The 13,690-nt window shown below is 58.5% G+C and carries 11 protein-coding genes; 3 read left to right on the forward strand and 8 right to left on the reverse strand.

Annotated elements, in window-relative coordinates:
• Positions 1 to 73: 73 nt before the first annotated feature.
• The 5 genes from ACZ5FP_RS11055 to ACZ5FP_RS11075 form a co-directional block, all read right to left on the reverse strand.
• Positions 74 to 436 carry a hypothetical protein gene (locus tag ACZ5FP_RS11055; RefSeq protein ID WP_464660136.1) on the reverse strand — a complete coding sequence of 121 codons (363 nt, stop codon included), beginning with the start codon at positions 434 to 436 and terminating at the stop codon, positions 74 to 76.
• Positions 437 to 658: 222 nt separating this feature from the next.
• Positions 659 to 1,930 carry an alkyl sulfatase dimerization domain-containing protein gene (locus tag ACZ5FP_RS11060; RefSeq protein ID WP_464660138.1) on the reverse strand — a complete coding sequence of 424 codons (1,272 nt, stop codon included), beginning with the start codon at positions 1,928 to 1,930 and terminating at the stop codon, positions 659 to 661.
• Between the two features lie 127 nt (positions 1,931 to 2,057).
• Positions 2,058 to 2,804: an ABC transporter ATP-binding protein gene (locus ACZ5FP_RS11065; RefSeq protein WP_223615090.1), complete on the reverse strand. Its 747-nt coding sequence runs from the start codon at positions 2,802 to 2,804 to the stop codon at positions 2,058 to 2,060.
• Positions 2,805 to 2,846: 42 nt separating this feature from the next.
• Positions 2,847 to 3,653 carry an ABC transporter permease gene (locus ACZ5FP_RS11070; RefSeq protein ID WP_463012880.1) on the reverse strand — a complete coding sequence of 269 codons (807 nt, stop codon included), beginning with the start codon at positions 3,651 to 3,653 and terminating at the stop codon, positions 2,847 to 2,849.
• A 186-nt stretch (positions 3,654 to 3,839) separates the two neighbouring features.
• Positions 3,840 to 4,304, reverse strand: coding sequence for a GNAT family N-acetyltransferase (locus ACZ5FP_RS11075; protein WP_464660141.1), 465 nt, complete (start codon positions 4,302 to 4,304; stop codon positions 3,840 to 3,842).
• A gap of 424 nt (positions 4,305 to 4,728) precedes the next feature.
• Here ACZ5FP_RS11075 and ACZ5FP_RS11080 point away from each other — a divergent pair, with 424 nt between their 5' ends.
• The 3 genes from ACZ5FP_RS11080 (at position 4,729) to ACZ5FP_RS11090 (ending at position 10,032) form a co-directional block, all read left to right on the forward strand.
• On the forward strand, positions 4,729 to 6,780 hold the full coding sequence (locus ACZ5FP_RS11080; protein WP_464660143.1) for a hypothetical protein: 2,052 nt from the start codon (positions 4,729 to 4,731) through the stop codon (positions 6,778 to 6,780).
• A 14-nt stretch (positions 6,781 to 6,794) separates the two neighbouring features.
• Complete coding sequence (locus ACZ5FP_RS11085) at positions 6,795 to 7,850, forward strand: glycosyltransferase family A protein (RefSeq protein ID WP_464660145.1); 1,056 nt, start codon at positions 6,795 to 6,797, stop codon at positions 7,848 to 7,850.
• Positions 7,851 to 7,986: 136 nt separating this feature from the next.
• The gene (locus ACZ5FP_RS11090; RefSeq protein WP_464660147.1) at positions 7,987 to 10,032 is read left to right on the forward strand and encodes an oxidoreductase; all 2,046 of its coding nucleotides are present in this window, start codon (positions 7,987 to 7,989) and stop codon (positions 10,030 to 10,032) included.
• A 65-nt stretch (positions 10,033 to 10,097) separates the two neighbouring features.
• On the opposite strand, the gene ACZ5FP_RS11095 is transcribed toward ACZ5FP_RS11090, so the two are convergent.
• The 3 genes from ACZ5FP_RS11095 to ACZ5FP_RS11105 form a co-directional block, all read right to left on the reverse strand.
• Positions 10,098 to 11,099 (reverse strand): ABC transporter substrate-binding protein, encoded by a 1,002-nt coding sequence (locus ACZ5FP_RS11095; protein ID WP_223615085.1) that lies wholly within the window; start codon positions 11,097 to 11,099, stop codon positions 10,098 to 10,100.
• Positions 11,100 to 11,498: 399 nt separating this feature from the next.
• On the reverse strand, positions 11,499 to 12,881 hold the full coding sequence (locus ACZ5FP_RS11100) for an FAD-binding oxidoreductase (protein ID WP_464660149.1): 1,383 nt from the start codon (positions 12,879 to 12,881) through the stop codon (positions 11,499 to 11,501).
• Positions 12,878 to 13,690, reverse strand: coding sequence for an ABC transporter permease (locus ACZ5FP_RS11105; protein WP_464660151.1), 813 nt, complete (start codon positions 13,688 to 13,690; stop codon positions 12,878 to 12,880). Before ACZ5FP_RS11105 ends, ACZ5FP_RS11100 begins: the two co-directional genes overlap by 4 nt.

The raw sequence follows: 13,690 nt of genomic DNA on the forward strand, positions 1-13,690 counted from the left end.
CTGGCAATACCAGAACAATAGCGGTCATCCCCGGGCGGAAAGAGGGGGAAAGTCCGGGGCGTCGCCGATCAGGTCAAAAACTCGGGCCGCTGTTGGTCGTCCACTCCGCATCGGGCACACCATCGGTAAAGCTGCGTTGCGCAACCACGAACGTGATGTCGGACTCCAGGACAAAGGGCGTCGTTTCATAGTATGCGGTTGCGATGCAATCTTTTTCGGCGCGTGTCAGCCCGCGGCTGGTGATGACGTCGACGTTGTATTCGTTCTCGTCGGTGGGTGCCAGTTTTACTTTATAATGACAGTCACGTGGAATATGGATCCTGATTACTTCGATGCCAAAGGGCCATCTGACCTTCACGGAATCTCCGCGATCGTAGTATTGATCGGTTGTGATCTCGTTCGACAGTGCTGGAGATGATGACTTGTGCTTTGTCATTTGCTTTTTTCCTCCAATATCCCGGAAGTATCCAACAACGGTTACACGAGGAAATCAAGGTGACGACGATGTCCCTACTTGGGTCACGCGGGCGTCTGCAGGTTGCCGGATGCACACCTGCCAGCAGGGGAAACAAAGCCAGATAAGAATGGCTGGATAGCGGCCGTCCCGTCCCTGTGCCGGCGAAGCATGCAAGGCCCGGCGCTTTGCCGCCTGAGCCTGCTATTGCAGGTGTTCTTCGGACTCGCGCTGTGAATAGGCCAGGATCGCCTTGCCGATCAAGGAGGTCTCAGCGTCGATGCAGTCGGCATAGATGGCCGCGCGCACGCGGTGTACCGCCGTGTCCTGCGGCGCGGCCGCCACGGCAAATTCAATCAGGTGCGCGGCCAGGCGGGCCTGGCCCGCGGCCCGCAGCGCCTCGGCTCGTTGCGTCAGGTTTTCGGCGCCGCCTGCAAGGTGCGCGATTTCACGGCCGAGGTCCCGGTCAGCCGCTGGCTTGAGATGCGCGGGGTTTCCGTCAAACCAGCCGGCATAAAGATGCCAGACGCTGCGCACGACAAAAGCGGGATCATCGTATTTCGGCAGAAGATAGGGTTTGGCGAGAAGTTCCGAGGGCGCCTGGACGCTCTGCAGGATTGAATTCAGCGTGTCGCCCCTGTTCATCCGCTCAAGTGTCTGGCGAACGAGACTCTCCAGGGCACTGGCAGCATCATCCAGCATCTGCGCCACGCGCGCGGCGCCGGCAATGACCGGTCCATGGCCGGGAACCAGGATGTGGGGTTCGAGCGCATGCATGTTGCGCAGCGTTGACGCCCAATCCTGCGGATATCGCTGCACCTTGCGCGGATTGCCGGCATTCGGGAACACCCAAATGACAAAATCGCCGCTGACCAGAATTTTCTTCTGCGGCAACCAGACAAAGGTTGCATCGTCCGTTTCGCCGCGCCCGTGCGTCAGTTCCATGCGCAGGCCGCCGATATCGAGGCTGAGCCGATCGTCATAGACGTCGTCGGGGCGCCGGTGCTCGCCGGGGAAGACATAGCCGGCTTTGTTGAACTGGCGTCCCATGACGAGACTGTTCAGATCCTGCGACTGGTCATAGCGTGCGAAGCGCTGCAAGACGTTGCGGTGTGCAACGATCCGCGGGCGGGCAACACCGTTGGCGTCCGCTTCCTCATCCAGGAGGCGGGCACCCCAGGTATGGTCGATATGGCCGTGGGTATAGATGACCGTGTGGACGGGACTGCTGTCCCAGCGGCGGATCACGTCGAGCGTTTCCCGCGCGGTCTCCCGGCCGCCCGTGTCGATGAGCACCAGCCCGGCGCCGGTGCGGATTGCCGTGACATTGCCGACGACGTAATGCGTGGAGACAACAATCATATCGTCGCAGACGGCTTGCGCGGAACCGCCGGCAACGGCAGCGCTCCATTCTTCCATAGCCGCTTCGCCGCGCCATAATCTCTCGAAAAGGCGGTTCATCTCTGTGTCATGCATGGAATGGATCCTTCATCGCGATGGTCCCGCATACAGCAGGCCTCCTGACAGCCTCATGTCAGGAGGCATGTCCCTCCGCGCGGGTCAAGAGCGACCCGGATGTCTCCAGCACGTTTCGCGCTTGGCGTTACTGGTGGCCGAAATACGCGTTCGCGACGGTTTCGGCATCGCCATCCATCTTGACCTTGCCATGCTCGAGCCAGACGATACGGCTGCAATTGGCGAGAAGCAACTGTCTGGAGTGGCTGGCGATGATCAGGATCTTGGTCTTGTTGACGAGGTCGTGCAGGCGCTCATTGGCTTTGTTCTGAAAGCTTTCGTCGCCCGCTGCCAGCCATTCGTCCATGATCAGGATTTCCGGCTGGATGACGGTCGAGATCGAAAAGGCCAGGCGCAGCTGCATGCCGGTCGAATAGGTGCGCACCGGCATGTCGAGGAAGTTGCCGAGCTCGGAGAATTCTTCGATCTCCGCCTGCTTGGCGGCCATCTCGCGCTTGGAAAAGCCGAGCAGCGCGCCGCGGATGCGGATGTTTTCCCGCCCCGTGGCTTCCGCATCGATGCCCAGCGAGATGTTGATCAGCGAGGTGCATTTGCCGTTGATGGCGATGCGCCCGCCGGAGGGATAGTACACGCCGCTCATCACGCGCAGGAGCGTGGTTTTCCCCGAGCCGTTGTGCCCGATCAGGCCGAGCCGTTCGCCGTCGTTCAGGCTCAGGCTGATCGATTCCAGGCCGCGGATGATCACATGGCCTTCGGCGTTCGAGCCGATGGTGCCGCCCGTCGCCAGACTCATGACCTGGTTCTTGAGGGACCGGCTTTTCGCATTGTAGATCGGAAAATCCACAGTGACGTTATCGAGTATCATAGAAGTCATGTTGGCCTTCGCAGGAAAATGGTGGGGCGTGCCGAAAGGGTTTTAGAGCCAATAGGTGATGCGCGAGCGGTAGCGGTTGAGGAAGAGCAGAGCGATGATCCATCCGATGATGGCCATGCCGGCAACCACGCCCCAATTGAGCGCGGTGCCCGTCTGCCCGAGCAGCGGCTCGCGGACCACGCTGATGAGATGATAGAACGGGTTGAGATCCAGCATCAGCATGGATTTGTCCGCCGGCAGCTGGTGCGGCTGCCACATGATGGGCGTTACATACATGCCGACCTGCATGACGTTCTGGATGATCTGCGTCAGGTCACGGTAGCGCGTGCACACCACCGCCAGCACCACCATCATCCACAGAAGGTTGAGCGAGACGAGAATGAACGCCGGGAAGACCAGCAGGGCGGTCCATCCCATGAACTTGCCGAACAGCAAGAGCACGATGGGGAAAATGACGATGTTGTGGAACAGGATGATGGAGTTGCGCCACCAGGTGCGCAGGACATAGGTGAAGAACGGCAGCGGCAATTGCAGCATCGTCTCGGTATTGGAGATGAAACTGAGGCAGCCTTCGTTGATCAGCTGCGAAAAATACCCCCACATGATGAGGCCGACGCAGATGAAGGGCAGGAACTCGGACATGGGCGAGCGGAAAATGGTGCCGAATATCAGACCCAGGGCGCCGATGAGCACGCCCATGTTGATGGTCAGCCAGAAGGCGCCCACGCTGGAGCGCCGGTAACGCTGCGCCACGTCCTGCCAGCCCAGAAGCGCGGCGAGATGAAAATTGTTCACGGCAGCCGTGATATCTTCCCATGCGGTGATTTTCTGCGAATTCGCTATGGTCATGTCGACGCGCGTCTTTCCTTACAATGCGGGCTTTAGCATGCGGGCAAGGCCCTGCCGGACCTGCCTATACACCGGTTGGCAGAACAATTCCAAGCCGCATCGTATTTCATCAACACGGTAGAAGCGCGGCAGCATGACGATGGGTCGAGCAAAACCGGCTCCGGACAGGAGATTTGCGGTGATCGCCTAGTGCAGCGGTTTGACCAAAAAGAGGCACGGATGGCCTTCCGCCCACAATGTGGGGAAGATTTCCGCCTTGAGAAAACCGTTGCGGTCATAGAAGGCGCGCGTGCTGTCGAGATGCGGTTCATGCCGGCCGCGCGGCGCCAGCGTCTTGACCGTCAGCAGGGAGCAGCCGGACTGGCGCGCATGGGCTTCGGCGGCCTGGAGGAGGGAACGGCCGATCCCCCGGCCATGGAATTCCCGGCGTGTCGCGATTACAAGGATTTCCGCCGCCGCCGGCGGGTGATATTTGAGCGCGATGAAACCGGTGCAGGTTCCGCCGTCCGTATGGGCGAGAACGGGCAGCCCCGTCACCAGATTGGCGCAGGCAGCAATGCCATCCGGTTCCTCGAACCATTCCGGCAGGCCGCTCATGATGTCGGCGCACAGGGCGCTCTTGTTGTCAGGGCAGGTGATCTCACTGATCATCGGGGCGATCTCTCCGCTGTTGGTTGCATCCATGCGAAACACGGCATGAAAAATTTTCATCCAGGATGTAGACGCGGTGCGGCGGAGCGGATTTAGGGAATTTCTGTGCGATCAAGCGGTTGTGAAGTTCGAAAGACGCCGACAGCGTGATGCAGAGGTTTAGGAACCTCCATATCTTAGACTAATTGATAATTGCTGGATGCCGCCTTTTGGGTTCAAACCATCTCCCGGAGGGACATGTTTTAAAGTCGAGACGGCAGCCCACAGGAGAGTGTCCGTGTAGAAAAACAAAATGCGTCAATTTGGGCGACGTACTTTTGGCTTGGACCGGCGGGCCTTAGATCTGGCTGTTGCATCAGCCATTCATCGACAACAGAGCCGGGGTATCAAATATTGCCAATATTCTTAATGAGAGCCGAATTTAATGAATGTGTTGTTCGATTGGGCGGTTGACGAAGATTTCATAGCCCGCACTGTGGAGCTTGCGCAGGCGTCCGAAATTATATCTCTCGATATATTTGATACGGCATTGACTCGAATAACCGATAGCCCAGCGGATGTTTTTGCTGAAGTGGAGCGGCGGCTTGTCGTGCTCTTCGGTAAGATTGCCAAAGGCTATGCGGCCGCCCGCGAGAGAGCTGAAGCAAATGCACGAAATCTGAAACAGCTTAGCACCGGGGCAGAGGACGTTGGTCTCAATGACATTTATGGAGCAATTTTAACAGAGCTTCCCAAGTTTTCGGCATGGGAACAAGCATTGCGGACCGAGCTAGCGGTAGAACGTGAAGTGCTGCAACCCGTCCCCGATATCCTGGAGCTCACCCGTCGACTAACCAAACGGAGCAAGGCGTTTATTTTCGTATCCGATATGTATCTTCCCGCAGCATTCTTGGCCGAAATTCTGGGAGATGCTGGATATCACGGGTGGCAGGCACTCTACATCTCGAATGAGGTTGGCGTTACCAAGGCGTCCGGTGCTATTTGGGAGGTGGTAAAATCACAGTGCACTCAAAAGATACTCCATATCGGAGATGACGAGTGGTCTGACTGTAACAATCCGAGAAATTTCGGTATCACGACAGTTTCTTACGAACGTGCGCGCTCTGAACGTCGTGTTGGCGGAGCATTGAACCCATCGATCTTGCCGTTCTCCTATTTTCAACGCCGCCTGACTTTAGAGTCAAGGTCGTCGCGAATGCCAATTTCCGATCGTGATCAGTGGAGGAACATGGGTAAATGCCTTGGAGGCATAGTAGTAGGAAGTTTCATAGACTGGCTTCAACGCAGAGCCACACTGCACAAGATCGATCGATTGTATTTCTGTGCACGCGACGGTTGGCTTATCAAAGCTGCCTGGGATGCAGCCGGACTGGGGGCTCAAACAGGTATCGAAAGCCGTTACCTCGCTATTTCAAGGCGTCCGCTCAATTTGGCATGCGGTTATATTGAGAGCACTTCCCGGCGGCTCTCACCATCGCTGTTAAGTTTCTTGAGCAGTAGTGATGGTTGGACGACAATGGAGATCGCGTTGCAACGCATTGGCTTGTCTGATGACCCTGATATTCTCAGGGATGTCATCACATGTTTCGGATCTGTGGATGTGCGCTTGAATGGAGCGAATATCGTTGCAAGTTTTGAACAGCTTCTGCAACGGCACGCGGGACTCATTTATCGCAATCTGGCGGATGAACGCGATCGGCTCACGCAATACTTGAAACAAGAGGGGTTTATGTCACCCGGCAATCTGGCAATTGTCGATATGGGTTGGCATGGAACAATGCAACGATCGTTGCGGACATTGATGGAAGAAGACCATCAGGCAGTTTCGCTCGTGGGATTTTACTACGGCCTTTGGCCGGCCGCACGGGGCAATCGATATGCTGCTGGCCTCCTGGAAGCAGCCTTTGCTTCAGATTTCAGCACAATGGAAAAGCAGGCAGAAATCCACGGTGCGGTCGAAATTCTTGAAGAGCTGCATTCTGCTCCTCACGGAACAGTTGTTTCCTATCAGCAAAGGCAGGAACGGTGGGAGCCTGTTTGTGCCGAAAATCCCCTAGAGATGGATCAGTATAGCGCAATTACCCAACACTTTCAGGAGGGTGTGCTCCACACCATCACCGGGCTGTTCAAAAACAACCGCGTGGGGTCTTTAGGAATTAATGATCTATGCAAGGACGTTGCCATCGCGGCCTTGGGAGCGGTTGTTCTTTCACCCACCTCCAATGAAATACATTTATTGTCACAGATCAGGCATAGTGCCAATTTTGACCACTCCGTTTTTAACCCCATTATTTGCCCGGTGATGCCCGCCGAACCGAACCAAGCCCAGGAACAATTCTGGCGAACAGGGTGGCGGACAGGCACGCTTGGCAAATGGCTACAAACGGCGAATGGTGAACAACGTGAGTTTATTCGTCAACTAGCCAGCCAGTATCTCAGCCATTTGAACGAACGTACCCTTAAGCAGTTTCTTTAGGTAATTATCTAAAAATGCATATCAAACATATCTTCCCCAACAGCATGCGCTCTTTGCCATGCCGCGAGCAAGGAGGGCGCGTCGTCGTCGTCACGCGCACCAAAGATAGACCGTTGCTTCTGGCTCGTGCCTTCGCCAGCATTCTCAATCAAACATATCAAGATTGGCATCTCTATCTTGTGAATGACGGCGGCGATCCGCTGCCGGTGGAAAAGCTCCTGCAAAGGCATGTAAATGCTTTTAACGGGCGGGTGACGGTCAAACATCATCCAATAAGTCTTGGCATGGAAGCGGCATCGAACGCCGCTCTAGAGGAGGCAGTAGGCGATTTCGTCGCAATTCACGACGATGATGATGCCTGGGATCCCTCATTTCTTGAGGAGACAACCGCATTTTTGAGCGAGCCGGAAAATGCCGCTTATGTCGCTGTTGTCACAAATTGCACAGTCATACACGAGCGTCTGGATGGCAATTCCACTATCGAGGAAAGGCGCGAGGCCTGGGGTTCCTGGTCTGACCGCATCGATATGAGCGACTTGCTGATACGCAACACATTCCCTCCCATCAGTCTCGTGGTCAGAAAAGCGGCGGTCGATAGTCTTGGCGCCTTTAATCCTCAAATGGCCGTTCTGGGTGATTGGGACTTCAATCTGCGCCTGCTCACCCTTGGTGATATCGGCACTATTCGCAGCAGCTTGGCATATCATTGCCACCGCCGTCGATCTCAAACCAATCGGGCGTACGGAAACTCGACCGTCGATGGTATAAGCCAGCATATCGACTATAACATTCTTTACCGCAATGGCCTTTTAAGAGAGTTTTTAAGCAAGGAACCGGGTAATTTAGGCCTCATTCAGGCCATCCTATCAACCATCCGGAATTCGGAGCAAACTGTCCTTGACCGCATTGGTCATTTGCAATGGGCTATTCACCAGATCGAACAGCGGCAAATTCAACATGAAGCTACCTTTGGCGCTATCAATCAGCTTTTACGACCGTTGCGCTGGGTCTGGAGGCGCATAATCCCTTTCCGCCGCTTCGTCGCCAGATGCCGTGGGCGAATCCGGTAAAGCGGGAGTCATGGCCGTTACGGTTGCGCAGAGATTAAACCGTTAAGGGCGACTTCGTGTCAGAATAGGTCGCAGCCGAGAAACACCATATCCAAATGGCAAGTTAAGGTGCCCAAAACAACGGGAACCCAGACCATTGTCCTCACATGCCGATCCGCTTCTGCAACCCTATCAGCTGAAACATCTGCGCCTGAAAAACCGTCTGATGTCGACCAGCCACGAGCCGGCCTATTCGGAAAACGGAATGCCGAAGACCCGCTACCGGCTCTACCATGCGGAGAAGGCCAAGGGCGGCATCGCCCTGACGATGACGGCGGGGTCGGCGGTCGTGTCGCGCGAGTCGCCGCCGGCCTTCGGCAATCTTCATGCCTATAAGGATGAGATCGTGCCCTGGCTGCGCGACCTTGCTGACGATTGTCATGAACACGGTGCCGCCGTGATGATCCAGCTGACGCATCTCGGCCGCCGCACCAGCTGGAACAAGGCGGACTGGCTGCCCGTGGTTTCCGCCTCGCCGGTGCGCGAGCCCGCCCATCGGGCCTTTCCGAAAGAGGCCGAAGACTGGGATATCGAGCGGATTGTTGCCGACTATGCATCGGCGGCGCAGCGCATGCAGGCGGCCGGACTCGACGGCATCGAGTTCGAAGCCTACGGCCACCTGATGGACGGGTTCTGGTCGCCCGCCACCAACCGGCGCGACGATGAATATGGCGGCTCGCTCGACAATCGCCTGCGCTTCACCTGGGCGGTGATCGACGCTGTGCGCCGGTCCGTCGGCCCGGATTTCATCGTCGGCATCCGTATGGTGGCTGACGAGGACTGGGAGCAGGGCCTGTCGCGGCAGGAGGGCGTCGAGATCGCCCGGCGCATCGCGGCATCGGGCAAGTTCGACTTTCTCAACATCATTCGCGGCCATATCGATACGGATGCAGCGCTCAACGAGGTCATTCCGGTGCAGGGCATGCGCTCGTCGCCGCATCTGGATTTTGCCGGGGATATCCGGCAGGAGACGAAATTTCCGGTCTTCCATGCGGCGCGCATCGCCGATGTAGCCACGGCCCGCCATGCCATTGCCGAGGGCAAGCTCGACATGGTCGGCATGACCCGCGCCCATATTGCCGATCCGCATATCGTGCGGAAAATCGAGGCGGGCGAGGAGCATCGCATCCGCCCCTGCGTCGGCGCGACCTACTGCCTTGACCGCATCTATGAGGGCGGCGAGGCCCTGTGCATCCACAATGCCGCGACCGGCCGCGAAGGCAGCATGCCGCACGCCATCGCCAAAGCGGCAATCAGCCGGACGGTCGTGGTCGTCGGGGCAGGGCCTGCCGGACTGGAGGCGGCGCGTGTTGCGGCCGAAGGCGGGCACAGCGTCACCGTGCTGGAGGCCTCGGACCATGCGGGCGGGCAGGTGCGCCTTGCCGCGCAGAATCCGCGGCGCAAGGAGATGATCGGCATTGTCGACTGGCGGCTTGAGGAGCTGCAGCGGCTGGGTGTTTCCCTGCGCTACAATGTCTGGGCCGAAACCGGCGATGTGCTTGGGCTTTCGCCCGATGTGGTGGTGATCGCCACCGGAGGGTTGCCGCAAAATCCGCCCCTGGCGGCGGGCGATGATCTGGTCACCTCAAGCTGGGATATCCTGGCGGGCGCGGTGAAGCCGGGTGAATCGGTGCTGCTCTATGACGACAATGGCGGCCATCAGGGCATGAGCGCGGCGGAGATGATCGCACGCGCCGGTTCAAAGCTCGAACTCGTCAGCCCGGAACGGTTTTTCGCGCCGGAGATGGGCGGCATGAACCACGTGCCCTATATGCGCGCGTTCCACGAGCACGGGGTGCGGGTGACCATCAACACGCGGCTGATGAGCGTCGCCCGCAACGGCAACCAGCTTGTCGCGACACTGGGCTCGGATTTCAATCCGGATTATCGCGAGGAACGGCTGGTGGATCAGGTGGTTGTCGAGCACGGCACCTTGCCGATCGACGATCTTTACCGCGAGTTGAAGCCGCTGTCGCGCAATGGCGGTGCGGTGGACTACGGCAATCTGGTCAATGGCGGCGCGATTTTCCCGCAGCGGCTGGCGGAGGGGCAATTCGATCTGTTGCGGATCGGCGATGCGGTGCATGCCCGCAATATCCATGCCGCCATCTATGACGGGCTGCGTTACGCCATCCGGTTTTGACGGCGCTCGCGTGATGCGGCAGCTATCTCCCCCAATGAGGGGGAGATAAACGACGCCAGCCAGTGTTACTTCAGCGAAGCCTTCACCTTTGTTGCCACGTCGGCGCTGACCCACTTGGTCCAGATGTCCTCGTGGTTCTTGAGGAAGTATTTTGCACCGTCTTCGCCGGTTGCCTGATTGTCGGTCATCCAGGCGAGCAGTTCGTTGACGGTCTTGTTGGACCAAGACCGCGCCTTCAGGTAGTCCATGACCGGGCCGGACTTTTCGCTGAACTTCTTGGTGACCACCGTATCCACTTCGGCCAGTTCCCAGGCGTTCTTTTTCGGGTCGGCGCAATCGGCCACGGTGTTGCAGCGCTTCCATTCCGCCGCGTTGAAAGGTGCGCCGTGATCAAGCCTGACCATCTGGTACTTGCCGAGGAGGGCGGTGGGTTCCCAGTAGTAACCGACCCAGCCCTGCTTGCGTTCATAGGCCTTGGCGAGCGACCCGTCGAGGCCGGCAGCCGACCCGGTGTCAACCAGGGTAAAGCCCTTCTTCTCCGCATCATAGGCCTTGAAGAACTGTGCGGTCGCCAGCGTGCCGCCCCAGCCGGGAGGACCATTGAACACAGCGCCCTTGGAAGCGTCTTCCGGCGCCGGGAACAGTTCGGGATGTTTCAGCGCATCGTCGATGGTCTTGATGTCGGGGTGGGCGTCGGCGATGTATTTCGGAATCCACCAGCCCTGAACGCCGCCATCCGACAGCGATTTCCCGGTATAGACGAGCTTGCCGTCGGCAACGGCCTTGTCGAGGATATCGCGCATGAAATCGACCCAGCCTTCGGGAGCGATGTCCGGCTGGCCCTTTTCGGTCATCGATGTCAGGGTCGGGATCGTATCGCCCTGCACGATGTCGGCATTGCAGCCATAGCCCTTGTTGAGAATGATCTTGTCGAGATTGGCCAGAACCTCCGCCGATTGCCAGTTCATGCTGGCAATGGTCACGTCACCGCACTCGGCTGCCGAAGCCGCGCCCGCGGCACCCATCAGGGCAAAGGCCATGACGCTGCTCATCAATAGTGTCTTCATGTGAGAACCCCTTTTGTTGGTTTTATGGTGTTGGTGGTGGAGATGGCCGTTCGCAGCAGCACCGGACGCAGGGACTGCACCCGGCCTGTACAAAGCCGATAGGAGAAAGGCTGGACCATGGCTGAAACGATAACCCTGCATGGGGTGCCCGAGAAGCCCGAACGCGCCACATGCTTTGTTCTCAGCGACATGGCTGGGAAGAGCAGAATACGCTTGTTGCAATGATACCGTGCGTGGTTCGACAAGCTCACCATGAGGGAGATGGCGGGCTGCAAGGCCAATCGGAAATGTTGAGTTTGAACACTCCTGCAGAATATGGCTCCCTGCAAAGCACCAATCTCCCTCATGGTGAGCTTGTCGAACCACGCACACCAGTAATGCCATGTGTTATTTGAATGGCTAACCAATAACTTTACCGGGGTTCATGATGCCGTTCGGATCGATTGTCCGCTTGATCGTCCGCATCAGGGCAAGTTTTACCGGATCGGCCAGCGCCTGCAGTTCCGGCATCTTTTCCAGGCCGATTCCATGCTCGGCGGAGAAGGAGCCGCCCATCTGCCGCAGGTTGGCATAGACGATATCCTTGACCGCATCCTTGTGCGGGTTCTCGTCTTCGCCCGCCACGCAGATATGCAGGTTGCCGTCGCCGAGATGGCCGAAGGCAAAGCCCCTGACATCAGCGCCGAGCGCCGCGACGCCCCTGTTGAACTGCCTGAGATAGGCGTCCAGATGCTGCAGCGGCACGGAAATGTCGAACCAGTAGCCATGCGGATAGGCACGGGTGATGACATTGCTGTCTTCGCGGATATTCCAGATGTCGTTCCGTTCCTTGCCGCTCTGGGCAATGATGGCATCGAGCACCAGTTCGTTTTCGATGGCAGCGCCAAGCGCTTCTTCCAGCGCTGTTTGTGCGGCTTGCTGGTCGAGGCCCTCGGTTTCGACAATGAGATAGACAGGCGCTGCGGTGAATGCGGCGAGCGATGCGGGACCAAGGGCTTCGACGGCAAGGCTGAAGTAGTTCTGCGCCATGAATTCGGTGCGCAGCAGACGCAGCGCGCGATCCTGCCGGAGCGTCTGGAACAGCGACACCGCCGTTGCGGCGGACGGGCAGGCGACAAGCGCGGTGGCGGTAAACCGGTCGACCGGCGCCAGCGCGAGGACGGCGCGGGTGACGATGCCGAGCGTGCCTTCCGCGCCGATGAAGAGCTGCTTCAGGTCATATCCCTCATTGCTTTTGGTTACCTCGGCGAGATCGCTCATGACGGAGCCGTCGGGCAGGACCACTTCAAGCCCCAGCACGCGCTGGCGCATGACGCCGAGCCGGAATGCCTCCATGCCGCCGGCATTGGTGGAAATCATGCCGCCAATGGTGGCACTGCCGCGCGAGGGGATGTCGATGCCGGTGGTGAGGCCGACCTTGGCGGCTTCCTCCTGCAGCGCCTGCAGGGTGACGCCGCTTTCGACGATGGCGGTTCCCGCCGCCGCTTGCACGGATTCGATCCGGTTGAGCGCAGCCAGTGACAGAATGATTTCGTCCCTCTGCGAGACGGCGCCGCCGGCAAGGCCGGTGCGCCCGCCATGCGGGACAATGGCGATCCGGTTGCCGTTGCAGAATTTGACGATGGCGCAGACCTGTTCGACATTCCGGGGGATGACCATCAGCCCCGCATCGAGATTGTGCGGATCGGAGCCCGGATGAATGGCCCGCAAGGCTTCGCCCGTCTTGATTCCGCCCGCGCCGGTTATCGCCTCAAGCGCCGCTACACTATGGTCTGCAATCATTTTGTCTCCGATGTCCCGCGCCGTTCGATAAAAATCCTCAGGGCGAGGATGACCGCGGTGACGATGATCAGAAGCACGGAAATGGCGGCGATGGCAGGATCAATATTGTCGCGCAGGCCCATCCACATCAGGCGCGGCAGCGTAATGGCATTGACGCTGGTGATGAACAGGGTGACGCCGATCTCCTCCCACGACAGCACGAAGGACAAAAGCGCCGCTGTGGCAATGCCGAATTTGATGTTGGGGATCATGATGCGGAAGGCGCGGGTGGTCAGATCAGCGCCAAGACCGCGCGCCGCAAGATCGATGCGCCGGTCCACCTGGAACAGCGCCACAAGGATGAGAACCACGGCAAAGGGCGTGATCATCACCGCATGGGCCAGCGCCACGCCGATCCACGTGTCATAGCCGATGAAGCTGTTGAAGGCGGAAAGCGTGGTCATGAGGAAATACAGCGTCATGGCCGACACGACGGGCGGGACGATGAGCGGCAGCAGCACGAAGCCGATGAGCAGCGCGGAAAAGCGCGGCTGGAACATCCAGATGCCGAGGCCGAACAGCGTGGCGAGCACCGTTGCGATGGCGCTGGAAAGAAGGCCGATGCGCAGGCTGAGCAGTACGCTTTGTCCCCATGCCGGATTGTCGATGAGGGCCTGATAATGCCGCAGCGACAGCGTGCCCGTCGGCATCGACAGAAACCGTTGCGGCGTGAACGACACGGGCACGACGGCCAGAAGCGGCATCAGCAGGAACAGCGCGACGGCGGTGGCAATGATCAGGAGGACGGGACCGGGACGGGATGATTGCAT

The organism is Phyllobacterium sp. T2-21 (assembly GCF_055378485.1).

What these genes read in the sequence shown, in the direction of transcription:
- ACZ5FP_RS11055 (WP_464660136.1), bottom strand. Translation starts at nt 436, where the DNA reads ATGACAAAGCACAAGTCATCATCTCCAGCACTGTCGAACGAGATCACA.
- ACZ5FP_RS11060 (WP_464660138.1), bottom strand. Translation starts at nt 1,930, where the DNA reads ATGCATGACACAGAGATGAACCGCCTTTTCGAGAGATTATGGCGCGGC.
- ACZ5FP_RS11065 (WP_223615090.1), bottom strand. Translation starts at nt 2,804, where the DNA reads ATGACTTCTATGATACTCGATAACGTCACTGTGGATTTTCCGATCTAC.
- ACZ5FP_RS11070 (WP_463012880.1), bottom strand. Translation starts at nt 3,653, where the DNA reads ATGACCATAGCGAATTCGCAGAAAATCACCGCATGGGAAGATATCACG.
- ACZ5FP_RS11075 (WP_464660141.1), bottom strand. Translation starts at nt 4,304, where the DNA reads ATGATCAGTGAGATCACCTGCCCTGACAACAAGAGCGCCCTGTGCGCC.
- ACZ5FP_RS11080 (WP_464660143.1), top strand. Translation starts at nt 4,729, where the DNA reads ATGAATGTGTTGTTCGATTGGGCGGTTGACGAAGATTTCATAGCCCGC.
- ACZ5FP_RS11085 (WP_464660145.1), top strand. Translation starts at nt 6,795, where the DNA reads ATGCATATCAAACATATCTTCCCCAACAGCATGCGCTCTTTGCCATGC.
- ACZ5FP_RS11095 (WP_223615085.1), bottom strand. Translation starts at nt 11,099, where the DNA reads ATGAAGACACTATTGATGAGCAGCGTCATGGCCTTTGCCCTGATGGGT.
- ACZ5FP_RS11100 (WP_464660149.1), bottom strand. Translation starts at nt 12,881, where the DNA reads ATGATTGCAGACCATAGTGTAGCGGCGCTTGAGGCGATAACCGGCGCG.
- ACZ5FP_RS11105 (WP_464660151.1), bottom strand. Translation starts at nt 13,690, where the DNA reads ATGCAATCATCCCGTCCCGGTCCCGTCCTCCTGATCATTGCCACCGCC.